Origin of the sequence: Streptomyces sp. NPDC020597 (genome assembly GCF_044335095.1) — a bacterium.
In the GTDB taxonomy this organism is placed as follows: domain Bacteria; phylum Actinomycetota; class Actinomycetes; order Streptomycetales; family Streptomycetaceae; genus Streptomyces.
The window spans coordinates 295,549-320,614 of record NZ_JBIRUL010000007.1 but is presented as its reverse complement, the minus strand read 5'-3'; the positions used below and the strand labels follow the sequence as shown (position 1 = coordinate 320,614).

The window sequence follows — 25,066 nt, the reverse complement described above, 5'->3', positions numbered from 1 at the left end:
CCCGTTACTTTGCAGCGGAGTTTTGGCAGATACGCGGCGCGGTCCGGCACATCGGTGTTCGGCGAACAGGACGGGCATCGAGGAAGTGACAGATCGAGGTCGGGGCCGACAAGAAGCGCAGTACGGTTTGCTGACGAACATCGCCGCCGAGGCGGGAGTCTCGCTCAGTACCGTGTCCAAGGTGGTGCACCGACGTCGGGACGTCGGCGCGGCGACGCGCGCCAAGGTCGAGGAGCTGCTGGACCGCTACGGCTACGCCCGCCCGTGGGAGCGGGATCCCTCGACGCCACGGCAGATCATCGCGGTGTTCCGTGACCTGTCGGGCCCGTACACCTTGGAGGTGGCGCGCGGGATCGTGGACGCGGCCGGTGAGCTGGGCATCGACGTGGTCACCGGGACCACGGGCCGCCGGTCCATTTCCGGATGGCTCGAGGAGTGCGTGGCGCTCGGTGCGGCCGGGATGGTCATCGTGATCTCGATGCTGGCCGAAGAGGATCAGCGCCGGATCGTCGAGCAGCGGATCCCCGTGGTGCTGATCGACCCGCTCAGCGCGCCGACGGAAGACATTCCCAGCATCGGTGTGACGAACTGGAGCGGCGCCCGGGAGGCCGTACAGCACCTGCTGGACCTCGGGCACACCCGGATCGGCATGGTCGCGGGCCGCTCGCATTCGCTGGCCGGGGCGGCACGCGTGCACGGCTACCGGGCCGCCCTGGAGGAAGCCGCCCTGGGCTACGACCCCGCGATCGTCCGCTCGACCGACTTCGACTACGACGAAGCGCTCGCCGCCAGCCTGCAGATCCTGCGGGCCGACGACCCGCCCACGGCCGTCTTCGCGGCCAGCGACGCACAGGCGCTCGGGGTGCTGGAGGCCGCTCGTCAGCAGGGACTGGGCGTTCCGGACGACCTGGCGGTGATGTCCTTCGACGACACCCTGGTGGCGGCCATGGCCTGCCCGCCGCTGAGCGCCGTACGGCAGCCGTTCGAGGAGCTGGGGCGCGAGGCTACGCGGGTTCTCCTGGAACTCGCCCAGGGCCGGCCGACCGCGTCCCCGCGCATCGAGCTCGCCACGGAGCTCGTGCTGCGGACGTCGACGAGGGCTCGCGCTCCGGCGGTTTCCGGGTAACCGTTCGTCCGCCTCCCGCCGGCTCACTCCCGCTCGACGGACACGGGAACCGTGTGATTCCGCAGGACCGTCGCGTCCCGCTCCACGCCGACCAGCTGCAGGACCTTTCGCGCCGGTGTGTCCAGACTGGAGGAGCCCGCGTGGAGCACGATCTCGCCGGGTTCGACGACGCGTCGGCCGTCCAGGCCGGTGAAGGCCAGGCGGTCGGTGTGCACGTGGAAACGGATGGTCGCCTGCTCGCCGGGAGCGAGGGCGACCTTGGCGAAGCCGAGCAGGAAACGCACCGGTCGGGTCACCTGCGCGACCGGGTCGACGGCGTACACCTGGACCGTTTCGGCGCCCGCCACCGCTCCCGTGTTGCGCACCCGCGCGCTGACCGTGAACTCGCCGTCCGTGGGCACCTGGTCTCGGTCGACGGTCACCAGGTCGGTCTCGAACGTGGTGTACGACAGTCCGTGGCCGAACGGGAACGCGGGGGTGGGGTCGAGGTTGGACAGGAAGCTCTGCCGGTCGCCGAGCGGCGGGTGTAGGTAGGTGTACGGCTGGCCGCCCGGCGAGGCGGGGATCTGCACGGGGAGCTTTCCGCTGAAGTTGGCCCGCCCGGAGAGGAGTTGCGCCACCGCCCAGCCGCCTTCCTCCCCCGGCAGGAAGACCTGCACCAGGGCTGCGGCGGCGGGCGCGAACCGGCCCAGGGCGTAGGGCCTGCCGCTGCTGACGACCACCACGACCGGTTTCCCGGTAGCCAGGAGCGCCTCGACCAGTTCCTCCTGGACGCCCGGCAGCCGCAGGTCCTCCACGTCGCAGCCCTCCCCCGAGGTACCGATGCCGAACATGCCCGCCTTGTCGCCGACGACGAGGACGGTGAGGTCGGCCGCCGTGCAGGTCGCCACCGCGGCCGGGATCCCGGAGCGGTCCTCGTCGCGGATCGGGCAGCCCTGCGCGAACTCCCAATGAACAGAAGGGAGTTCCTCGGCGAGTGCGGTACGCAGGGAGGTCGCCTCGACGCCGTCGCCGAGGTCGTCGCGGTCTGCGAGGACGTGGTTGGGGAAGCTGTAGCAGCCGAACATGGTGCGCACGTCGTCGGCGCACGGGCCGATCAATGCGATCCGGCCGGCGGACGGGAGAGGCAGGGTCCCGTCGTTCGACAGCAGAACGGCGCTCGACTGTGCCACGGCGTAGGCAAGCCCACGGTTCTCCGGCTTGTCGAGGTCCAGTTCGCCCGCGCGCAGAGCGGGGGGCCGTGGGTCCCAGTCGGGATCCAGCAGTCCGAGTTCGATCTTCTGCAGCAGCACCCGGCGCACCGCGCGGTCGACCAGGTCTTCGTCCACCAGCCCCTGTTGTACGGCGTGGACGAGGGCGTCGCCGAAGCCGCGCTGGTCGGGCAGTTCCACGTCCATCCCGGCGCTCAGCGCGAGAGCGCCGGCGTCGCGAGGGTCGGCGGCCACCCGGTGGGCGCTCACCAGGAAGGGCAGGGACCAGTAGTCGGAGACGACGGTCCCCTCGAACCCCCACGCCTCACGCAGGACTTCGGTCAGCAGCCACCGGCTGGCGGCGGGCGCCTCGCCGTCGATCTCGGCGTACGAGTTCATCACCGAACCCACGCCCGCGGCGACGAGCCGTTCGAAGGGCGGCAGGATGACGTCGAACAGTTCGCGGCGGCCGACGTGCACGGGGGCGTGGTTGCGGCCGCCCATGGACGCGGAGTACCCGGCGAAGTGCTTGAGGGTGGCGTACACACCGGCGCTCTGCAGCCCGGTGACGTACGCCTCGGCCACCTCACCCACCAGGTACGGGTCCTCGCCGTAGGTCTCCTCGCAGCGCCCCCAGCGGTAGTCGCGGATCACGTCGACGACCGGGGCGAGCCCCTGGTGAACGCCGGCCTCGGCCATGTCGGCCCCGATGGCCTCGCCGACTCGGCGGATCAGTTCGGGGTCGAAGGTGGCGGCCATCGCCAGCGAGGTGGGGTAGATGGTGGCACCGTAGGCGGTGAAGCCGGTCAGGCACTCGTCGTGCGCCATGGCCGGGATGCCGAACCTGCTCTGTGCCACCACCTGCCGCTGGTGCTCGGCCAGGAGGCGGGCCTGCTCCAGAGCAGGGCGGGGCAGGGTCCCGTAGGGACGGGTGAGCTGCCCCAGACCGTGCCGGGCGGTTTCGTCGAGGTCGCCGACACGGCCGAAGTGGTTGCTGCCCGGGGCCACTTCCGGGCCGTCGGCCTCGATGTCCTCCCAGGTGCTGCTGAGCTGGGCGACCTTCTCGGGGAGGGTGAGCCGGGCGAGGAGGGCCTCAGCCCGGTCGGGGGCCGACCGGGCGAGATCGGCCCAAGGCCGGTGGTCCTGTTCCTGGGGGATGCCGCCGTGGTCCGGCATGGTGGTCGTCATTCACGACTCCTCGGGGATGGCCGACGCGCGAGGGGGCGCGCGGGTGTGCGTGGGCATCCCGACGGGACCGGGCGCGCTGCCCGGCCTCGTGCGAGGCGAACTGCCCTACAAAATGGGCTACTTGGAGAAACCGGCGGTGAGGCCGGCGACGAGCTGACGGCGGGCGAGGATGAACAGCGCGAGCATCGGCAGGGTGGAGAGCACCACCGCGGCCATCGTGGCCGGTACGTCGATGCCGAACTGGCCCCGGTAAAGGGTCAGCGCCAGTGGCAGTACGGCTTTGTCGCCGCTCTGGGTGAGGATGAGCGGGAAGAGGAAGCCGTTCCAGACCTGCAGCGCGTCGTAGACGGCGACCGTCATCAGCGCCGGGCGCGCCAGCGGCGCCGCGAGCGAGACGAGCGTGCGCCAGTCACCGGCGCCGTCCATGATCATCGCCTCGAACAGGGAGCGTGGCACGTCGCGCAGGAAGCTCACCAGAATCATCACGGTGATCGGCAGCGCGAACGCCGCCGAGGGCAGAACGATCGCGAGCAGACTGTCGTACAGGTGCATTCTGATGATCAGCAGATACACCGGGATGATCACCGCCTGCAGGGGGATCGCCAGGCCCAGCAGGTACAGCCGGAAGGACACGCGGGAAAGCCTGCTTCCGGCGTTGCGGACGATCGCGAACGAAGCCATGAGGGCGACGACGACAGCGACCACGACCGTCGCCGCGGTGACGATGACGCTGTTGAGCAGATAGGTCGTGAAGTCGCCGGCCAGAACGGTCCGGTAGTTGTCGAACGTGGGGTGGCCGGGCAAAGCCAGTGGACTGTCGGCGGTGAAGTCGGCACGGCTGCGCAGGCTGGTGATCACCAGCCAGTACACGGGTATGACGACCACCGCTGCCCAGAAGAGCGTGGCGCTGCCTGTGAGGGCCCGCCACAGCACGCCGACGGCCATGACCCGACGGAGGGATCCGGGCCGCGGCGCCGCTACACGGTGCTCGGCACCACCTTCGCGGTCGTTGCCGGTACGGGGATCGCGGGTCTTGGTGACGATGGTGCTCACATGCCCTCCTGCTGGCTGTCCATCCGGGTGAAGCCGGACAAACGGGTGGTCAGCAGCGACAGACCGAGGCCGAAGACCACCAGGAGGGCGGCGACGGCGCTGGCCCGGCCCATGTCATGGGCCTGGAAGCCGGTGATGTACATGGAAAGAGGAAGGACGCGGGTGGCGGTGCCCGGGCCGCCGGTGCCGCCGGACAGGACGAAGATCAGGTCGAAGTAGGTCAGCGACCCGACGAGCATGAGCGTGCTGGACGTGACCATCGTGTACTTCAACTGCGGAAGCGTGATCCGCCGGAAACGGGTCGCCGGCCCGGCGCCGTCAAGAGCGGCGGCCTCGTACAGGACGGTCGGGATCTGCCGTATGCCGGCCTGATAGAGCAGGGCGTGGAACGGCACGAACTGCCATGCGATCACGAAGATCACGGTGTACAGGGCCAGGTCCGGGGAGCCCAGCAGCGGCTTCGCCAGCCAGTGCAGTCCGGGTGTGGCGCCGATGCCGAAGGACGGATCGAGCAGCGCCTGCCAGGTCAAGCCGATCGCCACGGCGGACAGCAGCAGCGGGAGGAAGAACAATACGGCGAACAGGGCGCGCAGCCTCCCGCGGGGCGCCTGGAAGATGCCGAGCGCCAGGGCGACGGGCGTCTGGACCAGCCAGCTGATCACCATCACCTTGACGGTGAGCCACAGCGCCTGCCAAGTGGCACCGTCGGTCAGGACAGCGCTCCAGTTGGCGACGCCCGCCCAGCCGACGGAACCCAGGCCGTCCCAACGGGTAAGACTGAGCACCACCACGCCCACGAGCGGGACGAGGCCGAACAGCCCGAAGAGGAGCAGGGCGGGGGCGGCCATGAGGAGGCCGCTGGAGCGGCGACCCCCTGCACGGCCGACTCGAACAGCGGTGGTCACGATGTCGCCTTGCTCATGTTCGTGCCGAACTCGGCGGGCGAGATCTGGCGCAGGAGCGATTTGTCGGTGTTGGTCAGCAGCGGGTCGGCCTGGTCGGACGGCAGCGCCTGGTCCCAGGAGAGCTGGAAGCTCGGCGCGTTCTGCACCAGGCCGTAGACGAACGTGAGCCACGCCTTGTCGGACGACGACTTCACCGCCGTAAGTTTCGACTCCAGGCCGTTGACCGGCGGCACACTGCCGGCGGCGAGGTAGGCGTCGATCTGGGAGTCGTTCAGAACGTAGTCGTTGAAGTACGTCAGCGCGGCCGACTTGTTCTTGGTGCCCGAGTTCAGCGACAGGAAGTTCGAGGGGTTGCCCACGATGCTGTTCGCCTTGCCGGCACCGCCGGGCAGCGTCGGGAAGGCGGTGTAGCCCAGGTCGCCCTTGGCCAGGAAGCCGGGCGCGGCCTTGGCGATGTTGGCGTACTCCCAGGTGCCCATCACCTCCATCGCCGCCTTGCCCGTGTAGAGCAGGGCCGTGGAGGCGCCCTGGTCGTAGCTGACGGAGGAGGCGCTGTCGCCGAAGGCGCCGGCCTTCGACAGGTCCTGCAGGTACTGGTTGGCCTGGGCGACCGAGGGGTCTTTCCAGGCCGAGGCGTCACCGGAGGCGATCTTCGTGAAGACGTCGGAGCCGCCCTGGCGGTCGAGCAGGTACTCCAGGTACATCAGCGTCGGCCACTTGGAGTTCGCCGCGAGCGACATCGGCACGACGTCCTTCGCCTTCAGCTTCTTCACGGCCGCCAGCAGATCGGCGTACGTCTTCGGCGGCTCGACGCCCGCGTCAGCCAGCACCTTCTTGTTGTAGTAGAGGACGACCGGGGCGAGACCGTTGGCGGGCACACCGTAGACCTTGCCGTCGAAGGTGGCACTCTGCATAACGCTGGGGGTGAACCGGTCGGACTTCACGTCCGACGCCTTCAGTGTGTCGACCTTGCCCGCCTTGACGTAGTCGTTCAGCGCGCCGCCGCCCCAGCTGAAGAAGATGTCCGGAGCCTGGTTCGCGCCGAAGGCGACGCACAACTTCTGCTTGTAGTCGTCGTTGGCGAACAGCCTCAGGGTGATCTTCTCGTCCGGGTGGTCCTTGTTGTAGGCGTCGACGGACTCCTTCAGGATCGTCTGGTCGTTGAGCGCCCACATCGTCAGGCCCTTCGCCGACGAGGTCGTGGACGGCCCAGACGTCCCGCACGCCGCGAGGCCCAGGGCCGCCGACGCGGTGACCGCGAACGCAACGGCGCCTCGAATTCTGGGAGTTCCGAGAATTCCGCTGACAGGGATTCCCCGCATGGTGTGCCTCTCTTCTCTCGGCATGCCATTGGCATGGGTGAGGCAGGCGAACCGGAAACCGCCACGAAAAGGTTTCGGATGCCCCACCGCGGGTGGCCTGCCTGCTGACCGGGACCCTGACACGACATTCACACCGGAGACAAGGACGGGAATTCCTCGGTTACGAAACACTTTCGCGCGCCGCGCGGAAATGCCGAGCAGGATGACCGCCCGCCAGCGAGCGGAACCCCAGAGGGGGCGTCCGACGAAGGGCATGCGGACATCAGAGGGCTCGTCACAGGCCGACGTCGCCGGGCACCCGGATGACCCGGGCGGCGATGCCGTCGAGTTTCGGCCGAGCAACGTCACCGGCTCGGGATGCCGGGATACCAACGTCAATGACGGTGGGGCCGGGCTGGGCACGCTCCGACGGGACGAGACAGGGCACGTCCGTGGTCACGACGTCGCACGGCGTGCATGCCACGCACGGCGTCATGATCCTTGACCAGCTCCTTTCTGACTGCTCCTGAGCAGACCGGATGTCGAATCCGACGGCATACAGCGCCTCCACCGTAGAGCAGCAGATATGTGCTTTCCGTCGCCGATCCCCGTCCCTGATGGCGGCGTCCCTGTGGCCAAGGTAGTCACGCCCTTCTCGCCGACTCGTTGAGGGTTGTGTCGATCGACGACCGGCGGAAGTCGGTGCACCAGACATCGATCACGTCACCGTGGTCGTTGATGACGAGGTACTCGGGCCACCGGTCAAATGCCGAGCACGGATGCGAGATCCCGAACTCGACGACGTCCGTCACCTCAAGATTCCATGCGTCGGAGAGCACGGTGTGGTGGTCGTACAGCGCGCTGACGTGTCCGCGGACATCGGACTTGTCCTGTCCGGCGGCCGTGCTGGCGGACAGAAGGATCGGTGCCTCGGTGTCGTAGGGAAGGTCGCGCTTCCCGGCTCCGATCACCGCGGTGCCGTCCTCGGCGGCGGACACGACGACCGCGCGCACGGCCAGGGCCGGGACGAGGCCGGGAATCGGGCTCACGCGGGCGTAGACACCGTGATCGTGCGTGACATAGCAACCCGACCTGAGCAACCGGATGGTGCCCGGAACGTCGTCGTCCGTCGGGAGGAAATCGACGACACGGTCGGGAAAGGCCGATCCGCCCATCGAGTACACGGGGCGGTCGGTCTCGAAGAGTCCGGCGACGTCGAGGTAGACGTCGCGGACCCGGCGGCAGTGTTCGTCCACGGCCGCAAGCGTTTCGTCGGTCCTCGTGTTCGGGGCGACGCCTTCGTACCCGGCGACTCCCACGAGCCGGAGTCCGGGAGCTGCTCGGACAAGCTCCGCTGCGCGGCGGGCCTGCTCCGGGTCGCGGATACCTGTGCGGCCACCCGGGGTGCCGATGTCCAGCAGCACTTCAAGAGCGGGGCCGTGCGCGCCGAAAACCTGTTTCGCTGCGGCGATCCCGGCCGCGGAGTCGACGAAGCACCGGATCTTCCGTTCCCGCTCGGCGGTGAGCCAGGCCCGAAGTCGTGCCAGTCCGAACGGGTCGACGATCTGGTTCGCGATGAGGACGGTGTCGTGTCCCCAGCCGAGCACGGTCGCGACCTGGTCGACGGTGGCAACGGTGACGCCGACGGCGCCGGCCGCGATCTGTCGTTCGATGATGGGAGCGGACATCGTCGTCTTGACGTGGGGGGCAAGCGCGACGTCATGGGTGTCGCACCAGTCGGCCATGACGCGGATGTTGTGATCGAGGGCGGCGGCGTCGAGACGCAGTTGGGGGTATGCGGCGGAAATCACGGCTGTTCCTTCAGGTGGATGCTCGGCAGGGCGCCAGCGCCAGTGGAGGGACTCACGGCTCACAGCGCGCTCGGTGCCCGGGCCGGGACGTGCTCCTTGCGGGCGGCGTTTCGCGACGACATCCGGTAGCCGCCGATGAGAACCGCTGCCCAGACCGGCAGGGCGTACAAGGCGATGCGTTGGCCCTCGTCGAACGCGAGGAGAACCGTCAGGGCTGCGAGGAAGGCGAGAGTGGCCCAGCACAGGGCCTTGGCGTAAGGGAGCCGGAACGTACTCGCGGGTGCCTCACCGCGTTCGACGCGACGCCGGTAGACGAGGTGACATACGACGATCACACCCCAGCTCCAGATTCCTCCCAGGGTGGCGACCGACGAGATGTACGAGAACGCCTTCTCCGGGACGATCGCGTTGACCGCGACGCCGACGAGCATCAGAGTGCCGGAGGCGATGATGGCGGCCGCAGGCACGTGACCGCGGCTGGTCTTCTCGAACACCTTGGGCGCGAGCCCGTCCGCGGCGAGCTTCTTGAGCAGGCGTCCGTTGCTGTACAGCCCGGCGCTGCACGCCGACAGAGCGGAGGCGAGGACGACGAAGTTCATGACGCCGGCGGCCGCGGGAAGTCCGATCTGGGAGAAGCTCTTGACGAACGGGCTCTCGTCCGCGCTGAACTGATCCCAGGGGAACAGCGACATCAGCACGATCAGGGTGCCGACGTAGAAGATGCCGATACGCCAGGGCACGGAGTTGATCGCCTTCGGTATCACGGTCTCCCGGTTCCTGGTCTCGGCCGCGGTCATGCCGATGAGTTCCACGCCCTGGTAGGAGAAGACCACGATCTGGAAGGCCAGCAGGACCGCGAGCAGCCCGTGCGGGGCGATGCCTCCGTACTTCCAGAGGTTCTCGATCCCGCCTGCCTGGCCGGCTTCGCCGACGTTGAAGACCAGCGCGAAGATGCCGCCACCGATCAGGGCAAGGATGGTGACGATCTTGATCGACGCGAACCAGAATTCCGCCTCCCCGAAGAATCCGACCTTGGCCAGGTTCAATCCGACGAGTGCGAGCAGAGCGATCAGTGCCGTGAGGTATTGCGGCATCGACGGGAACCAGAACTTGACGAAGACCCCGGCCGCGGTGAGCTCGGCCATCCCGATGATGGTCCACGTGATCCAGTAACCCCAACCGGTGACGAAGCCGTATGCAGGGCCCAAGAACTCGCGGGCGTACTCGGCGAAGCTCCCAGCGACGGGCCGGTACATCAGCAGCTCGCCGAGGGCACGCATGATGATGAAGATGAACACACCGGTGACCGCGTAGACGCCGATCAGGGCCGGCCCGGCGTAGGAGATGCCTTTCCCGGATCCGAGGAAGAGCCCGACTCCGATGGCGCCGCCGATCGCGATCATGCGAATGTGCCGCTTGGTGAGTCCTTCCGCGAGGCCGTCCTCGTTCGCCCCTGCGGGGGAGCTGTCGACTGTCATGATGTGTCCTTGTTCGAGATCAGTGTTCGGATATGGATGTCTGGTCGGCGGGGACAGCCCTGGCAGACCGCGCCGGGCGTCGCTCGGTCGGGTCCGGCTGGGTAAAGGGGTCAGGCAACCTCGACGATGAGTTCGACTTCGACGGGGGCGTTGAGTGGCAGTTCGGCGACGCCGACAGCCGAGCGCGCGTGTGTACCGGCATCGCCGAAAACGCTTGCAAGCAGATTCGAGGCACCGTTGACGACGTCGGGCTGGCCGGCGAAGTCGTCCGCGGAAGCGACGAACCCGGTCACCTTCACCACCCGTACGACCGAGTCGAGGCCGATGAGGGCATCGATCGCAGCAAGTGCATTCAGAGTGCAGATTTCCGCTGCCCTCGACGCGTCCGTCACCGAAACCTCGCGGCCGACCTTTCCCGGTCGTTCGATCGATCCCCGCACCAACGGCAACTGGCCAGAGGTGTAGACCAGGTCACCGGTCCGTACCGCCGGAACATAGATGCCGATCGGCGTGGCCGTCGACGGCAGTTCGAACCCGAGCTCGGCGAGGTTGTCCGCCCGTGACGACATGGACGACGTGGAGACAGTTCGCCGCGCGTGGTCGGATGCACCGTTGGTGGATGGTGTCGAGAACATGTAAACGCTGCCCTGCTTTCGGGGGTGGGGGTGTCGATGGGCATCAGGGTGCAGTGCGTCACCACGACGTGCATCGTGCGGCTGCACCAATCACAACCGAGGTGTGGTGTGGATTCACGAACGACGTACTGTTGGGGCAGCAGGCAGCGAGCGAAGGGTGCCGATCATGACCAGCCCTGGAGCCAGGCTCGACAACGTCGTGAGCAGGCTCGCCGGCACTCTGCTGCAGGTTCTTGCGGGGATCGTCGACGGAACTACGTTGATCACCGACGTCGTCGTCGACGATCCACGGGAACAGGCCCCGGCTCGCCCTGGGGCCATGCTTCTGTGTACCGCCGCCGACGTCCGAGATCTGCCGGCCTTGCTCGATCGTGCGGTCACACGCCAGGCGCCCGCCCTCGTGGTACGTGCGCCGCTGGATCTCGAGCCGGAGCTGCGTGCTCGCATCGATCGCAGCGGTGTGGTCCTGCTCGGCCTCGCCGGCGGAGCGACGTGGGCACAGTTGGTCGTTCTGCTCCGCTCGCTGCTCTCCAGCAGTAGGAGCGGTGAGGAACTGCTGGCCGGAATGCCCGCGGAAGACTCGTTCGCCCTGGCCAACGCGATCGGATCACTACTCGACGCGCCGATCACCATCGAAGATCGCGACTCACAGATTCTGGCGTTCTCCGATCGCCAGAACGAGGCTGATCAAACGCGGATCGAGACGATTCTCGGACGGGTCGTCCCTCAACACGCCCGCCTCGCGCAGGAACGAGCCGGCGTCTTCAAGCGGCTCTACGCCGGCGAGAAACCGATCTTCATCGACACACCGCAGATCGAAGGAGTGCCAGGTCTTCCGCGCGTGGCGATAGCCGTACGCGCAGGTGACCAAGTACTCGGTTCGATCTGGGCGGCTGTCCCCGGGCCCTTGAGCGACGAGAAGGAGCAAGTACTCGTCGATGCCGCGAAAGTTGTCGCGCTGCAGCTGCTGCGGCACCGCATCGGTACAGACATCGACCGGCAGATTCGCGCGGACCTCATCGCAACCGCATTGACGGGAGGCGCGCCGGCCTCGGGCGCGATCGAGCGTCTTGGGCTTGCGCACCGGACCGTCACCGTGCTCGGTCTGTCCCTTCCGAATGGAAACTCGGCCGACGAGGCGGCCGCCGCGCAAACGCAACGGCAGACCTTGGAACGGATCACCGACTCCTTCGCGTTTCACCTGTCCGTCGCGGTCCCCGGCGCGGTCGCCGCATTGGTCGGCGACGTGTGTTATGCGATCGTGCCGGCGCCGATCCGGAAAGGAAGAGAAAACGTCACGGCCATGGCCCAGCGGGTTTCGAACGATTTCCTCGACCGTGCACGGGACAGACCTGGAGGAGTGGCGATCGGCATCGGCCGCGAAGTCTCGTCATCCGATCCGGCCGGCCTCGCTCGCTCGAGGCACGATGCGGACAGAACCCTACGTGTCCTGCGCCAGGAACCAGCCGGCCGAGTGGCGATGGTCGCCAACGTCCAAGTCGACGCACTCTTGCTGGAGATCGGTGACCGACTGCGCAACGAGGGTGGGCTGCTGGACGGCCCCATCGCCCGGCTGCGTCACCACGATCGAGAACACGGAACCTCGATGACGGAAACCGTGGCCCTGTGGCTCGACCACCTCGGCAACACCCTGAACGCATCTGCGGCTATGGATGTACACCCCAACACATTCAGATACCGCCTTCGCCGGGCGGCAGAAATCGCACAACTGAACCTGGACGATCCCAACGAACGCTTTGCGGCGATGCTCGAGTTCCGGCTCACTCGGCAACGACCGTCCGCGGAAAGCGGCTGACCCGCCGGCGCGAGCGCGATCGCCGTACCGGCGGAGCCGATGAGGGTCGGCGCTCACCGGGACGTCACCGTGCACCGGGCATCCGGCCTGTACGTTGACTCAATCAGCCGGGCGAATGCGGGTATCCGGTCAGAGCGGCAGACGGCCAGGAGCGGGGCAGTCGGGTCGGAGCCGTCGCGGGGCTGGGAGAGCGCGAAGACCACCGTGTCATGGCCGGCGGCGGCCTCGGCCACCTTGCCGGGCACGGAGGCGTCGAGAACCAGCGGGGTCAGGGCCGGGTGCTCGGGCAGGGCGGCGGCCGAGCCGTAGCAGGTCTCGGCTGTCACCGCATGGCCGCGGCTCAGCGCCTCCGCGACGAGGCGGGAGCCGATCACGCCCGTGGCCGCCGATCAAAAGGATCTCCACAGGGGTACTCCTGTTCGTTTCCGGATGCGTCTCAGGTGGGGAATGGCTGAAGGGGAGGGCGAGGCTGACCGGTCACGCTCGCGCGGGGCCCTGCACCGTGCCGCGCGCGGAGTGGGCCAGCAGCTTGGTCACGAGCTCGCGCAGGATCAGCCGCTCGACGGGGGTGAGCGGCTCCATCAGGTCGGTGGTGACCTGCGGGACGTGCGCGGCGAGGGCACGTTCCAGCAGTTCGCGACCCTTTGGAGTGGCTTCCAGCAGCGCGGCCCGACGGTCGTCGGGGTGGGGGTGGCGGGCGAGCAGCCCAGTTTCCTCCATGCGCGCGATCAGACGGGTCAGCCCACCCGAGGTGAACGACAGGTCTTCGGCCAGGCGGGCACTGGTGATCCGGTTCTCCCGGTGCCGGGCCAGACGAAGGAGCACCTCGAACTCGGAACCGCCCAGTCCGGCGGCCTCACGGATGGTGCGCTCGGCCCGTCCTCCGATCGCATCCGTCAGCCGCAGGATGTCGCCGTACAGGACGACTGTCTCGTCGTTCAGCAGCTCACTCATAAAGCTGACGATACAGCTACCTTGCGGCTCCCTAAGAGACACAAAAGGGAGGAATTATGCCATGCTGCCAAAGTTGAAGACTGGAATAAAGCTGCTGACGCAGGTATCTTCTCCACCGACCATTGCACTGAAGCACCGCTCTGAAGGGGAACAGTCATGCCGGTCGGATGACGTCAGGTACTCGCCGCAGGTTCGCTCACGGCCGCCGGGGTCGCGCTGGGCGCCGGAACGGGATACGCCGCGCGGTCAGGTGAGGAGACCCAGGGTCTGAAACAGCTGTACCGCGAGGCGAAGGCGGAGGGCGGCACCCTCACTGTCTACGCGGGCGGCGACACCGCCACCCAGCAGGACGGCAACAAGGCCGCCTTCGAGAAGGCGTTCCCCGGCATCACGCTGAACATAGTGGTGGACTACAGCAAGTTCCACGACGCCCGCATCGACAACCAGCTCGCCACCGGCTCCCTCGTCCCGGACGTCGTACAGCTGCAGACCCTTCAGGACTTCTCCCGCTGGAAGAAGGAAGGGTTCCTGCTTCCGTACAAGCCCGCCGGATTCTCCCGCGTCCACCCGGCCTTCAAGGACCCCGACGGCACCTGGACCGGCATATTCGTCGACGCCTTCTCGACCATCTACAACGTCGACAAGGCAGGTGGGAAGGCACCTGCCTCGGCCCGGGACCTCCTCGCCCCCCGGTGGAAGGGGAAGATCGTCTCGACGTACCCGAACGACGACGACGCGGTGCTGTACCTGTACAAGCTCATCGTCGACAAGTACGGCTGGGAGTGGCTGCGGCGGTTCGTCGGCCAGGACGTGGCCTGGGTGCGCGGTACGCAGGAACCCGCCGACCGGGTCGAGGCGGGCACCGCGGCCGTCGCACTGGGCACGGACGGCATGCTGAGCCCGGCGGCGGGCGTGAAGACTCGCTTCGTCGTCCCGAAACACGACCCGTTCATGGCCTGGGCCCAGCGCGCCGCCATCTTCCGGCACGCGAAGCGTCCCGCTGCCGCGAAGCTGTACTTGAACTGGTGGCTGTCGAAAAAGACCCAGTCCGACTTCTATATGTGGTCGGTACGCACCGACGTCCAGCCCCACGCGGGCTACCGCCCCATCTGGGAGTACCGCAACGCCCACCTCGACGGCTTCGAGGGCTTCATGGCGGACCGGAGCCTCGTCGAGCGCTTCAGGCAGCAGCTCACTCTCTACGTCGGCGAGGTGACGGGGGCGCCCTCCCCTGGGTGGCTCGGTCTGCACCCGGGACGCGGGAGTGTCTGATCAACGGCCCTGTCTCACATTCGGTGGTGACGGAGGGTTGCCAAGGTCGTTGACATTCACGTGCGAGATGTCAACGACCTTGTAGATGCGGTGTTCTCGGGGCTGACACCACTGGTCTTCAAGGACTTGACCGACGAGGGCGAGCGGATCCTGGTGCGAACACGGACGCCGGCGGACATGGGGTGTCGCCGAGGTAAGGCCACCCCCGCCAATAGTTGCTCTTGCGGTTGCAAGACATCGCGACCCGCCACCCGTTCGGTCGAGTGTCGTTGGTGGTGATGCCTGTCGTCTGTACCGGGTGGATGGTGACCCTCGATCGGCCGGACCGCTTGTCCGCGGTTCAAGAGGCTGATCACCGCGCATGAGCTGCATCTGTTCTTCACTCCGATGAGCATCGGCTCGCGTTGCTGCTGGCTCTGAAGTCGTATCAGCGGATGGGGCACTCCCCGAAGCCGGAGGAGTATCCGGACATGGTCGTCGACTTCGTGCGCCGCGCGGTCGAATTGCCGGAGGGCACGATGCCGTCGTGGGGGGGGCGGACCGGGCCGCCGAGCGCCAGCGTACGGAGGTGCGCCGACGGGTGGGCGTTGGCCTCCCGCAGTCGGCTCGCCGATGCCCGAGGTCTGAAGGCCGACGCGGGCTCGGCACCCATCACCGGCACCTCCGGCAAGAGGCACCACGTCGCACGCCGCAGGGGCATGACCAGCTCCAACAGCCCGGAGAACATGGTGCCCAACCGTCGCTTGCTCGATCAGGCGAATTCAACTCGGCCTTTTGCTCTAACTGACAGTAACTTCGCCGTGCAGGTCCTGCTGCGGCAAGTCACCGACGCACGCCACCAGTTGGAGCTGGTCTGGGCCGCCGGCGGCTACACCGGCTGCCTCGCCGAGTACTGCCTGGCCATGCTCGCGCTGGTCCTGGCGATCGTCAAACGCAGCGACGACATGCGCGGCTTCGTGGTCCTGCCCAAGCGGTGGATCGTCGAGCGGTTCTTCGCCCACCTGATGCGCACCCGCCACCTGGCCCGTGACTACGAGCACCGCACCACCAGCTCCGAGCCGATGATCTGCTGGTCGATGACCCTGCTCATGACCCGCCGTCCGGCCTGGCCAGGCCCTGGGCCAGGGTGAACCGGCCCGGCTGCCGCTCGGCCAGCCAGCCCCGCGCGACCAGGCGTTTCGCCTTCGACCGCAATGCCTCCACCTTGGCCGGCACCGCGTCAAGGCCGAATGCTACGGCCATCCCCTGGCAGGTCAGCGGCCCTTGACGGAGCCGATGCCGGTCCGTGAGGGCCTGAAGGACGGACTGATAGTTCATCGACAGTACCGACCAGGCCAGCCGATCACGCCACACCGGCACCTGCGACTTCGGCCTCGCCGCCTGCCCGGGCGCCGAGCGCGTGTCCACGTCCCGTGGGCCGGAGACGGCCTCCTCATCAACGACGTTGCCGCCGTCCGGAGCCAGGACCGTGCTTACTCGCCTGCGGGCGATCACCCACTCCTGCCATTCCTGCTCGGCGTCAGCCAGTTCGGCCTGGATGCGATCGACTTCCTCACGCAGCCTGTCGACCCGACGGCGAGCTCGTGCTGTTCCAGCAGTCTGACGACCGACGGCATCCGCAACCTCCCGGGGAGCGACGACATGACACGCCATCACTCCCGCCGAATCACCGACCCTATGCCTGACCAGCGAAAACACTGACCTCAGACTCGGCAACGACAACAGCCACCAAGCACCACCTGATCCGCGACTGCAACGGCACCCCGACCAAGGTCGTTACCTCCGCAAGCCGGGCCGTCCGCGCAGGCGTCCCAACGCCCGGCTCGGCGAGGAGGGCTACGACAGCAACCCCAACCGGCGCGAGTTACGTGGGCGACGCATCCTCCCGGTGATCTCCCCGCAAGGGTGCCCCGAACATCAAGGCCCCGGGCAAACTCCGCTACGTCGTCGAGCAGACCTTCTCGCTGCTGCACCGCTTCAAGCGCCTGGCCGTCTGCTGGGAAAGACGCCTCGGCCTGCACGAGGCCCTCGTCCCCCTTGCCTGCGGCCTCATCTGATGGAGACGCCGAAGAAGGTCCGCCCGTGATCGTGTCACGAGCTCTATGCGCGGCCAGGTGACGACAATCAGGACGTGAGAAGCCGGGCCTTCTCGTCCGTGTGAAAAGCGGCCGTCGTCTCGCGCAGCCGCAGCTGTAGCTGGGCCAGGAGCATCTGATCGGCGTCATGGAAGTCCAGACCTGACACCTCCCTGATCCGGCGCAGCCGGTATCGCAAGGTGTTGACGTGCACCCGCAGTCGGGCAGCAGCGTCCTCGGTCAGACATCCCGCGGCCAGGTAGGCCGCGAGGGTCTCGGTGAGGACGCCGTCTGGGCCGTCGTGCTCGACGAGCCGGCGCAGCGGACCGGTGGTCGGCGGCAGGCCGAGCGACTGGGCGACGTCGCCGAGGCGGTCGAGCAGCACCTGGAGTGCCGTCTCGTCGAGGGTGGCCACGGCGGGCGCCGAGCCCCCGGCACCGCGCAGGGCGCGCAGCACGGCGTCGGCCTGGGCCCGGACGGCGGGGACACGGCCGGGCTCGGCGGCGGGCCCGGCGACCGCGGCCAGATAGTCCCCTCCGGGCCCTCCCGGCGACCGGGCGACGAAGTCCGCGGCCAACGAGCGGGCCGCGGCCAGGATCTCGTCTCTGGACGGCTGCGGCCAGGCCACCAGCACGTACACCGCACGGTCGCCGCGCACGGCCACCGCCGAGGGCCGCACTGCGGTGAGGTAGAGCGTCAGGGCGTCCTCCAGTCTGCGAAGGCCGGCGGCTGAGACGGCGGCCTCTGCGGGGGCGGTGTCCGAGGCAGCGTCCGAGGCGATGTCCCGTGGGCGCAAGCCCACGGCGATCAGGCACAGCGCCCCGGTGTGCAGCTGTAGCTCACGGACCGCGCCCTCCCCGGCCGGGCCTCCGGCGAGCACTGCCGCGGCCAGTTCGCGGCGCTGCTGCCGGGCCCAGGTGGAGCCGTCGGAGCGGGTGTTGGCCAGATGCAGGGCGACGACCGGGGCGAACAGTTCGAGCCATCGGGTGTGTTCTTCCGGCAGCGGGGCGGTGACGACTGCCCAGACGTAACCGAGGACTTCGGAGTTGGCACGTACGGCAATCGCCACCCGGGGCAGGAGGCCCGGTTCGTACGATTCGATGTACACCGGCGCGGTGGAGGAGTGCAGCCGGTCGAAGGCGCCCTGCTCCGCGAGCTTGTGCAGTCGGCTCGGATGCACCGCGCGGCTGAGGATCGTCTCCACCCTTGATTCGTCCGTGTCGTCCTGTCCTGCCGACCAGGCCAGCACCGCCGAGGCCGCGTCCTCGATGGTGACCGGGGCCTGGATCATCGCGCTGACCGTGTTGGCCAGCGCGAACAGGTCGCTGGTGGCGCCCGCGGGCTCCCACTGCGCCCGCGAGTGGTCCAGCAGGCGCTGCCGCAGGATCGTCGCGACGTGCATCCAGGAGGCGTCCGGGTTGACCTCGACGACCGGCACCGGGCAGTCGGCGGTCTCGGCGGGGAGCGGTCCCTTCACTGCGAGGCCACGCGCACCGGCGCGCTGCGCGGCGCTGCCGAGGGTGAGCAGCTCTGCCCCCCGGGTCACGCCCACGCACAGCACCAAGCACCCCGCCTCCATTCCCTCCGCGTCGGCCGGGTCGTGAATGGCCACCCCGGCGAGGGGCTGGTCAGCGCCGCCCGGACCGACGGCGAGCCGCAGCAGGGGCTCGCCGATGTCCTGGACGAGGCGGTGCAGGGTAGGGGCTTGCTCCATGGCGCCACCCTAGCCGGATTGTCGTGGGCACCCACTCGACGACCTCAGGTTTGACGCTCAGCACAAAACCTCGTGGGACATGATCCGGCAGGCTACAGCCCATGGTCGTGAACACGGAGGTACGGGAGCTGACCGGCGTCGAGGAACTGCTGGCGGCGACCGACCTGATCACCGAGGTATGGCAGGCGGAGATTCCGCCGGTGCCGTTTCCCTTCATGCGGGCACTCAGCCAAGCCGGGGCACAGGTGCTCGGCGGCCTCGTCGACGGGCGGCTCGCCGGTGTGGCGGTGGGCTTCCTCGGCTCAGATCCGGACGGGACCCTGCTGCACTCGCATGTGGTCGGCGTCGGTAAGGAGTGGCGGAGCACGGGTGTGGGCCGGGCGATCAAGCTCGGCCAGCGCGACTGGTGCCTGGAGCGCGGCATCAAGCGGATGGCCTGGACCTTCGATCCGCTGCGGACCGCCAACGCCTCCTTCAACCTGGCCGGCCTCGGCGCCACGGGCGTCTCCTACCACGCGGACTTCTACGGGCAGATGAACGATGCCTTCAACCGCGGGATACCGACGGACCGAGTCCTCGTGCACTGGGATCTGGCGGCCGCCGAGCCCGGCCGCTCGCCCACTCCGGCCCGTTCCGACAGCCCCCTGTTGGATATCGGTGAGGCGGGAGGGCCGGTGCGCCGGGCCATGGATCCCCGGCCCGCCGAGGAGGTGCGGCTGCGCGTCCCGGCGCTGCTGCCTGATGACGTTTCCCTGGTCCTGGACTGGCGCCTCGCTCTGCGCAAGGCGATGCGGCCGCTGCTGCGGTCCGGATACCGATGGACGGGAGCCGACCGGAACGGCACCTACGTCCTCACCACTCCCCTTGACCTGAAGATCACGACGAGCCCGAGGAACCAATGAACCTGAAGATCGAAGCTGTCGAACTGCGGCGGGTCGCCATCCCGCTGGCGTCCCCGTTCCGCACCTCGTTCAGCACCCAGACCGAGCGCGACGTGCTGCTGGTGCGGGTGATCACCGACCAGGCCGAGGGCTGGGCCGAGTGCGTCGCGATCGCCGACCCGCTGTACTCGAGCGAGTTCACCGACGGTGCGCAGCGGGTTGTCGCGGACCATCTGCTGCCGCGCCTGTTCGCCGCGGACCGGCTCAACGCCGATCTGGTGGCCCCGCTGATGGAGCCGGTACGCGGGCACCGGATGGCCAAAGCAGCGGTGGAGACGGCTGTGCTCGACGCCCAGTTGAAGGCCGCCGGAGTTCCGCTGAGCCGCCACCTGGGGGCGACCGCGACGCATGTCGACTCCGGCGTTTCGGTGAGCATCTACGACGCCGTACCGGAGCTGCTCGACGCGGTGGCGGGCTACCTGGACGCCGGATACCGCCGGCTCAAGCTCAAGATCGAGCCGGGCTGGGACATCGAACCGGTCGCCGCGGTGCGGGAGAGATTCGGCGACGACGTGCTCCTCCAGGTGGACGCCAACTCCGCCTACACCCGCTCCGACGCCCGCCACCTCGCGCTCCTCGACGCGTTCGGGCTCCTCCTGATCGAGCAGCCACTCGACGAGGAGGACATCGCCGGCCACGCCCAGCTCGCCCGCGTCGTGCGGACCCCGATATGTCTCGACGAGTCGGTCGTCTCCGCCCAGGCCGCGTACGAGGCGATCCGCACCGGCGCCTGCGGAATCGTCAACATCAAACCCGGCCGGGTCGGCGGCTACCTCGAAGCGCGCCGCGTGCACGACGTCTGCGCGGCAGCCGGCATCCCCGTCTGGGCCGGCGGCATGCTGGAGACCGGCATCGGCCGGGCGGCCAACCTCGCCCTGGGCGGCCTGCCCAACTTCACCCTGCCCTCGGACATCTCGGCCTCCGACCGCTACTTCGAGCAGGACCTGACCGAGCCGATCACGATGACCGAGGACGGCCGCATCGAAATCCCCACCGGGCCCGGCATCGGCGTCGCCCCGATCCCCGAAGTACTGGCGGAACTCACGGTCACCACACAGGTGCTCAAGCCGTGACCCTCCTGGACGAACTGACAGCGCGCACCGAGGAGATGGCCCGGGCAACCCTAGACCTGTGCCTGGTGGAGTCGCCGTCCGAGGACTTCGGGCGACTGGCCCAGGTCGCGGAGCATACCGCCGAGCTGGGCACCCGCCTGCTCGGCCGCGCGCCCGAGCGGCTCACCGAGCAGGACCGGCCGGCGCTGTACTGGGAGCCGGCACCGGGTGGCGTGCTGCTGCTCGGCCACCTCGACACGGTGTGGCCGGTCGGCACCCTGGCCCGCTGGCCGAAGCCGTTGCGCACTCGAACCACCCTCAGTTGCCCCGGCGTCTTCGACATGAAGGCCGGGGTCGTGCAGGGCCTGTACGCGATGGCGGCGCTCGGCTCCCCCGCGGGCTGCGGCATGCTGCTGACCACCGACGAGGAGATCGGCTCACCCGTCTCCCGACCACTGATCGAAAAGGTTGCCGCCCGTGCCGGGGCGGTTCTGGTGCTGGAGGCCAGCGCGGACGGCGCGCTCAAGACCGGCCGCAAGGGCGTAAGCCAGTATGTGGTGCGGGTCCTGGGGCGGGCCGCGCACGCCGGCCTGGAACCCGAGAAGGGCGTGAACGCGCTCCTGGAGCTCGCCGAACAGGCCCGCACCGTCGCCTCGTTCGGTTCCGGCGGGCTCACCGTCACTCCCACTCTCGCCGCCGCGGGCACCACGACCAACACCGTCCCGGCCGAGGCCCACTTCCACGTGGACGCCCGCGCCGGCACCCGCGCCGAGCAGGACGCCCTGCATGCCCGGATGGCCGCACTGTCCCCGGTGCTGCCCAGTGCCTCGGTCACCGTCGAGGGCGGCCCCAACCGCCCGCCGATGGAGGCGGGCCAGGCCTTGCCCCTGCTGGATGTCGCGCGCCTCGCCGCCAGGGACCTCGGTCTCGGAGACATCCGCGCGGTCAGTGTCGGCGGCGCGTCCGACGGCAACTTCACGGCCGGGATCGGCATCCCCACTCTCGACGGCCTCGGCGCGGTCGGCGCACACGCGCACGCCGAAGGCGAGTACGCCGTCATCGCCGAAATGCCCCGCCGGGCGGCCCTCGTCGCCGGCCTCGTCGCCCGCCTGCTGCCACCTGTGTGACGTCGCCGCAGCCCTGGCGTCCATCCCTCGGCCCGGAAACCGGCGACGTCGAGGCTCTCGAGCCTCGGCGCACCACGCACCATAGGTACGGACGAAGCGCCGGACCGCCCGCGGCGTGTGGCCGGACGCACCCCGGTGTCCAACAACAGGCCGACCTGCCTACCCGCGGCGTCATCCAGGCCGACACCTGGTATCTCGCACTGCGCAAGGCCGGCCCGGCTTACGTCGTCGCGCTCAAGCCGCACCGCGGCACCTGGGCTCGCGCCGACCAGCCGCACACCCTCATCGAAGCGGCCCACGCCCTGACCTGGCGCGATGCCAAGCATCCAGGCGACCGGGCACCCGTTGAGCGTCACTTCCGCGACGGGCGCTCAGACCTGGTGGGCCGCCGATGTCCGCCTCGGCGGCCACAGCCCCGGCTCACCCTGCCGACTGATGGTGGCCACCACCGACCCGGCCACCCTGCCGGAAGAGGCCACCTGGTACCCGGCCACCAACTGCCCCACCCCGACGCACCCCGTACAGCCGGCGGCCCGGACCCACCCCCCGGCCTCCAGACCCTGATCGACGCGGTCACCACCGGACACGGCATTGACGTCCGCCACCGCATTCAACGAACTACCGCTAGCGGACGCCGCCCTGCCGCAACGGTGTGCAGGCCGCGATGGGCACCGGTGCCACTGCCCGGCCGGAACCACGAGCAGTTGCCGCAGAGCCCGACCGCTGGACCGCTGCCTACCCCCAGGCGGCTGCCCCGGACCAAGGAAGCTCCGGACCATTCCCGGACCACGTTGCCACCCGCCCGCCGACAGCGCACCGTCACCGCAGATCAGCGTGGGTACTGCTCGTGTACCACCAAGAGACGAAGAACCTCCTCGTGTCGTACTCGCCGAAGAAACTGGGCTTCTTCCAAACGCCAAAAAAGGGCGCCTGAACAGGCACTTCACCAGTGTCCGGGCACGGTGCCCGGCTCGTCCGGGACGGCGGCGAGTTCCACTTCATCGACACCGGCTTCCGTGAGCTCCAGGAAGGCGAGAACGTGAATACGACGTCACCAGGGCAAGAAGGGCCCCCGGCGGACAACATCACCCCCGCCTGAACGGCATGCGTCTACACGGCACCCGCTCGGCGACACCGCTGGGCGGGTGCGTGCGTTCTGGAGCTGACCTCCCGGCAGAGCACCAGCTGCTCCCGGCACCTCAGTACGGCGGCCGTCGTGTGGCGAGGGCGATGTCGCCAGGGTCGTGCCACTTACAGTCCCCGCCTGGGCTGCCCGCCCGACACGCGGGTGCGCGTTGGGCGGGCAGCTGTGGCTTGACGCGCCACCGGTCGGTGTCACGAACCGCTCCGGCAGGAAACCGGTCCGGTCGATGCCCTGACGGGATTCATCGCCAGCCCCGCTCAGGACCAGGCACGACGGCGTAAGCCGTCTTCCCCCGTCACGGTCAAGCTGTCGCGTCCCCGGCCGGCGTGTGCGGGTCCGCGGTCCACGACGCCAGGAAGAGCAGCCCGTCATGGGACGGGGTCCCGGGAGCGGCGGTCGCGGTCACCAGCTTCTGTGCGGGGTCGGCTGTGCAGGTCAGGCTGTCCCAGTCGAGGGTGAGGTCGCCGACGAGCGGGTGGCGCAGCCTCTTGGTGCCCATCCGCAGGCCGGTCATCTGCCGGCCTGCCCACCACAGCCGGAAGTCGGCGTCGGCCACCGAGAGCTCGCCGACGAGTGCGGCCAGACCTGGGCCGCCAGGGTGCTTGGCAGCCTCCAGGCGCAGGTGGGCGACGCAGATCCGAGCGTTGGTCCGCCAGTCGAGGTAAAGCTCCCGAAAGGCGGGGTCGGTGAAGAGCAGCCGTGCGTAGTTGCGTTTCTTCTCGGGGACCTGGTCGAAGTCGGTCAGCAGAGCGGCTGCCAAAGCGTTCCAGGCCAGGATGTCCAGCTGCCGGCCCAGAACGAGCGCGGGAGTCGCTGTCAGCTCGTCCAGGATGCGCCTGAGCCGCGGATGGACCTTCTGCGCCGGTCGGCGGCGCGGTTCACGCTCGCCGATCGCAGCCAGCTCGAACAGGTGGTCACGCTGGTCGTCGTCGAGGTGCAGGACACGGACGAGGGCGGTGAGCGTCGGCCTCGACACAGGGGCGCGCCCCTGCTCCAGCCGGGCGTAGGAGTGGGTGCTGATGCCCGCGAGTCGGGCGACCTCCTCACGGCGCAGCCCCGGCACCCTTCGGGGCGCCCCGGACTCGGGGAGGCCCACGGTCCGCGGGCTGAGTTGGGCTCGGCACTCCTTGAGGAATTCCCCCAGTTCACTCACATGTTCCTTGCTGTACATAGCAGCCAGTGTCGCAGCATTCACCGGAGGAATGAGGGGGAGATTTTTCTCCCGGGGTCCGGTGGTCACCCCGTCTTTCCCGACTCCGGGCGGATCAGACCGTCAGGTCAGTCGGTCTGACCGGCGGCCCGTGCGGCCAGGTCACGTAGCCCGTCGTACGACGGTGTGCCGGGCTCCGCCGTCCAGACGACGAGTTCCTGATCGGGAGCGCCACCGCACGTCAAGGTGTCCCAGTCGAGGACGAGTTCACCGACGACGGGATGGTGGAACCTCTTCATGCCCAACCTGCGCGACGGCACCTGACGGCTTCCCCACCACTTCCCGAAGTCCCGGTCCTCCACGGAGAGTTCGCCGACCAGACTGGTCAGCCGCGGATCGTCCGGGTGCTTGGCGGCCGTCATGCGCAGATGGGACACACAGCCACGGGCGACCGCACGCCAGTCCGCATACAGCGTCCGCATGGCTGGATCGGTGAACAGGATGCGGACGCAGTTCCGCTTGTCTTCCGGCACCTTCGCGAAGTCGGTGAGCAGGGCGGCGGCAAGCGGGTTCCACGCCAGGATGTCCATGCGGCGGCCGAGCACCACGCCGGGACTCGCGTTGAGATCGTCGAGCAGGCGGCGCAACTGCGGGTGCGCCTTCTGCGCGGCCGGGCGGCGGTGCCGTGCTCTCTGTCGGCCGGCCAGCTCGAACAGGTGGTCACGCTGGTGATCATCCAGATGCAGGACATGCGCGAGAGCGGCCAGTACTGACGGGTCCGGCGGCTGGATGCGGCCCTGCTCCAGCCGGGTGTAGTAGTCGGTGCCGATGGCGGCGAGCAGGGCGACCTCTTCCCTGCGCAGGCCCGGCACCCGTCGGCCTCCGGTGTCGGGCAGGCCGACGGTGCGCGGGCTCAACGCGGCCCTGCGTGCCTTGAGGAATTCTCCCAGCTCGTTCAGACGCGCGTCGCTGGTCATGACAGCCAGTGTTGCATCGCTCGGTCTCCGGCAGGGGGGTAAGGATTCCTCCCCTGGATAAGCGATTCCCAGGATGGAATTCTCCCCTTTGCGGGTTCCTGGGAAGGTGGCAGGGTCGATGGCGCGTCCGGCGACCAGAATCTTTCTGTCGCGAGCA

Annotated in this window: 22 protein-coding genes; 9 read left to right on the top strand and 13 right to left on the bottom strand. The window is 68.7% G+C overall.

Annotated elements, in window-relative coordinates; genetic code table 11:
- Positions 1–127: 127 nt before the first annotated feature.
- Positions 128–1,126 (top strand): LacI family DNA-binding transcriptional regulator, encoded by a 999-nt coding sequence (locus ACH4ZA_RS15615; protein WP_398429824.1) that lies wholly within the window; start codon positions 128–130, stop codon positions 1,124–1,126.
- Between the two features lie 23 nt (positions 1,127–1,149).
- Here ACH4ZA_RS15615 and ACH4ZA_RS15610 read toward each other — a convergent pair whose 3' ends face one another.
- From ACH4ZA_RS15610 to ACH4ZA_RS15580, 7 genes are all read right to left on the bottom strand, one after another.
- The gene (locus tag ACH4ZA_RS15610; protein ID WP_398429822.1) at positions 1,150–3,504 is read right to left on the bottom strand and encodes a glycoside hydrolase family 3 N-terminal domain-containing protein; all 2,355 of its coding nucleotides are present in this window, start codon (positions 3,502–3,504) and stop codon (positions 1,150–1,152) included.
- A gap of 117 nt (positions 3,505–3,621) precedes the next feature.
- On the bottom strand, positions 3,622–4,557 hold the full coding sequence (locus tag ACH4ZA_RS15605; protein ID WP_398429821.1) for a carbohydrate ABC transporter permease: 936 nt from the start codon (positions 4,555–4,557) through the stop codon (positions 3,622–3,624).
- A complete protein-coding gene (locus ACH4ZA_RS15600; RefSeq protein WP_398429880.1) occupies positions 4,554–5,405 on the bottom strand; it encodes a carbohydrate ABC transporter permease in 852 nt (283 codons plus the stop codon). Before ACH4ZA_RS15600 ends, ACH4ZA_RS15605 begins: the two co-directional genes overlap by 4 nt.
- 53 nt (positions 5,406–5,458) lie before the next feature.
- Positions 5,459–6,637 carry an extracellular solute-binding protein gene (locus tag ACH4ZA_RS15595; RefSeq protein ID WP_398429820.1) on the bottom strand — a complete coding sequence of 393 codons (1,179 nt, stop codon included), beginning with the start codon at positions 6,635–6,637 and terminating at the stop codon, positions 5,459–5,461.
- Positions 6,638–7,407: 770 nt separating this feature from the next.
- Positions 7,408–8,574, bottom strand: coding sequence for an alanine racemase (locus tag ACH4ZA_RS15590; RefSeq protein ID WP_398429819.1), 1,167 nt, complete (start codon positions 8,572–8,574; stop codon positions 7,408–7,410).
- Between the two features lie 59 nt (positions 8,575–8,633).
- Positions 8,634–10,052 (bottom strand): amino acid permease, encoded by a 1,419-nt coding sequence (locus ACH4ZA_RS15585; protein ID WP_398429818.1) that lies wholly within the window; start codon positions 10,050–10,052, stop codon positions 8,634–8,636.
- Positions 10,053–10,162: 110 nt separating this feature from the next.
- Positions 10,163–10,621, bottom strand: coding sequence for a RidA family protein (locus tag ACH4ZA_RS15580; RefSeq protein WP_398429878.1), 459 nt, complete (start codon positions 10,619–10,621; stop codon positions 10,163–10,165).
- 232 nt (positions 10,622–10,853) lie between these two features.
- On the opposite strand from ACH4ZA_RS15580, the gene ACH4ZA_RS15575 reads away from it, so the two are divergent.
- A complete protein-coding gene (locus ACH4ZA_RS15575; RefSeq protein WP_398429817.1) occupies positions 10,854–12,503 on the top strand; it encodes a PucR family transcriptional regulator in 1,650 nt (549 codons plus the stop codon).
- A gap of 53 nt (positions 12,504–12,556) precedes the next feature.
- On the opposite strand, the gene ACH4ZA_RS15570 is transcribed toward ACH4ZA_RS15575, so the two are convergent.
- Both ACH4ZA_RS15570 and ACH4ZA_RS15565 read right to left on the bottom strand, forming a co-directional pair.
- The gene (locus ACH4ZA_RS15570; protein WP_398429816.1) at positions 12,557–12,877 is read right to left on the bottom strand and encodes an NAD(P)H-binding protein; all 321 of its coding nucleotides are present in this window, start codon (positions 12,875–12,877) and stop codon (positions 12,557–12,559) included.
- Positions 12,878–12,980: 103 nt separating this feature from the next.
- Entirely contained in the window at positions 12,981–13,457 is a 477-nt protein-coding gene (locus ACH4ZA_RS15565; RefSeq protein ID WP_398429815.1) for a MarR family winged helix-turn-helix transcriptional regulator, read from the bottom strand.
- 216 nt (positions 13,458–13,673) lie between these two features.
- Here ACH4ZA_RS15565 and ACH4ZA_RS15560 point away from each other — a divergent pair, with 216 nt between their 5' ends.
- Positions 13,674–14,729, top strand: a complete 1,056-nt coding sequence (locus ACH4ZA_RS15560) for an ABC transporter substrate-binding protein (protein WP_398429876.1) — start codon at positions 13,674–13,676, stop codon at positions 14,727–14,729.
- 800 nt (positions 14,730–15,529) lie between these two features.
- Positions 15,530–15,859, top strand: a complete 330-nt coding sequence (locus ACH4ZA_RS15555) for a hypothetical protein (protein WP_398429813.1) — start codon at positions 15,530–15,532, stop codon at positions 15,857–15,859.
- Here ACH4ZA_RS15555 and ACH4ZA_RS15550 read toward each other — a convergent pair.
- Entirely contained in the window at positions 15,816–16,427 is a 612-nt protein-coding gene (locus ACH4ZA_RS15550; RefSeq protein WP_398429812.1) for a hypothetical protein, read from the bottom strand. The two genes, ACH4ZA_RS15555 and ACH4ZA_RS15550, sit on opposite strands and share 44 nt — an antisense overlap.
- A 426-nt stretch (positions 16,428–16,853) precedes the next feature.
- Positions 16,854–18,518, bottom strand: coding sequence for a PucR family transcriptional regulator (locus tag ACH4ZA_RS15545; RefSeq protein ID WP_398429810.1), 1,665 nt, complete (start codon positions 18,516–18,518; stop codon positions 16,854–16,856).
- Positions 18,519–18,619: 101 nt separating this feature from the next.
- Here ACH4ZA_RS15545 and ACH4ZA_RS15540 point away from each other — a divergent pair, with 101 nt between their 5' ends.
- The 5 genes from ACH4ZA_RS15540 to ACH4ZA_RS15520 all read left to right on the top strand — a co-directional run bounded on the left by ACH4ZA_RS15540 (position 18,620) and on the right by ACH4ZA_RS15520 (position 22,737).
- Entirely contained in the window at positions 18,620–19,420 is an 801-nt protein-coding gene (locus ACH4ZA_RS15540) for a GNAT family N-acetyltransferase (protein WP_398429809.1), read from the top strand.
- A 2-nt stretch (positions 19,421–19,422) separates the two neighbouring features.
- Positions 19,423–20,532 carry an o-succinylbenzoate synthase gene (menC, locus tag ACH4ZA_RS15535; RefSeq protein WP_398429875.1) on the top strand — a complete coding sequence of 370 codons (1,110 nt, stop codon included), beginning with the start codon at positions 19,423–19,425 and terminating at the stop codon, positions 20,530–20,532.
- A complete protein-coding gene (locus ACH4ZA_RS15530) occupies positions 20,529–21,638 on the top strand; it encodes a M20/M25/M40 family metallo-hydrolase (protein ID WP_398429808.1) in 1,110 nt (369 codons plus the stop codon). Before menC ends, ACH4ZA_RS15530 begins: the two co-directional genes overlap by 4 nt.
- 315 nt (positions 21,639–21,953) lie before the next feature.
- Positions 21,954–22,202, top strand: coding sequence for a hypothetical protein (locus ACH4ZA_RS15525; protein WP_398429807.1), 249 nt, complete (start codon positions 21,954–21,956; stop codon positions 22,200–22,202).
- A gap of 385 nt (positions 22,203–22,587) precedes the next feature.
- Positions 22,588–22,737: a hypothetical protein gene (locus ACH4ZA_RS15520; protein ID WP_398429805.1), complete on the top strand. Its 150-nt coding sequence runs from the start codon at positions 22,588–22,590 to the stop codon at positions 22,735–22,737.
- A gap of 346 nt (positions 22,738–23,083) precedes the next feature.
- Here the strand turns inward: ACH4ZA_RS15520 and ACH4ZA_RS15515 are convergent, their stop codons facing one another.
- Complete coding sequence (locus ACH4ZA_RS15515; RefSeq protein ID WP_398429804.1) at positions 23,084–23,953, bottom strand: helix-turn-helix transcriptional regulator; 870 nt, start codon at positions 23,951–23,953, stop codon at positions 23,084–23,086.
- Between the two features lie 107 nt (positions 23,954–24,060).
- Entirely contained in the window at positions 24,061–24,909 is an 849-nt protein-coding gene (locus ACH4ZA_RS15510; protein WP_398429802.1) for a helix-turn-helix transcriptional regulator, read from the bottom strand.
- Between the last annotated feature and the right edge of the window lie 157 nt (positions 24,910–25,066).

What these genes read in the sequence shown, in the direction of transcription:
- ACH4ZA_RS15610 (WP_398429822.1), bottom strand. Translation starts at nt 3,504, where the DNA reads ATGACGACCACCATGCCGGACCACGGCGGCATCCCCCAGGAACAGGAC.
- ACH4ZA_RS15600 (WP_398429880.1), bottom strand. Translation starts at nt 5,405, where the DNA reads ATGGCCGCCCCCGCCCTGCTCCTCTTCGGGCTGTTCGGCCTCGTCCCG.
- ACH4ZA_RS15595 (WP_398429820.1), bottom strand. Translation starts at nt 6,637, where the DNA reads ATGTGGGCGCTCAACGACCAGACGATCCTGAAGGAGTCCGTCGACGCC.
- ACH4ZA_RS15585 (WP_398429818.1), bottom strand. Translation starts at nt 10,052, where the DNA reads ATGACAGTCGACAGCTCCCCCGCAGGGGCGAACGAGGACGGCCTCGCG.
- ACH4ZA_RS15580 (WP_398429878.1), bottom strand. Translation starts at nt 10,621, where the DNA reads ATGTCGTCACGGGCGGACAACCTCGCCGAGCTCGGGTTCGAACTGCCG.
- ACH4ZA_RS15575 (WP_398429817.1), top strand. Translation starts at nt 10,854, where the DNA reads ATGACCAGCCCTGGAGCCAGGCTCGACAACGTCGTGAGCAGGCTCGCC.
- ACH4ZA_RS15565 (WP_398429815.1), bottom strand. Translation starts at nt 13,457, where the DNA reads ATGAGTGAGCTGCTGAACGACGAGACAGTCGTCCTGTACGGCGACATC.
- ACH4ZA_RS15545 (WP_398429810.1), bottom strand. Translation starts at nt 18,518, where the DNA reads ATGGAGCAAGCCCCTACCCTGCACCGCCTCGTCCAGGACATCGGCGAG.
- ACH4ZA_RS15540 (WP_398429809.1), top strand. Translation starts at nt 18,620, where the DNA reads ATGGTCGTGAACACGGAGGTACGGGAGCTGACCGGCGTCGAGGAACTG.
- ACH4ZA_RS15525 (WP_398429807.1), top strand. Translation starts at nt 21,954, where the DNA reads ATGCCAAGCATCCAGGCGACCGGGCACCCGTTGAGCGTCACTTCCGCG.
- ACH4ZA_RS15515 (WP_398429804.1), bottom strand. Translation starts at nt 23,953, where the DNA reads ATGTACAGCAAGGAACATGTGAGTGAACTGGGGGAATTCCTCAAGGAG.
- ACH4ZA_RS15510 (WP_398429802.1), bottom strand. Translation starts at nt 24,909, where the DNA reads ATGACCAGCGACGCGCGTCTGAACGAGCTGGGAGAATTCCTCAAGGCA.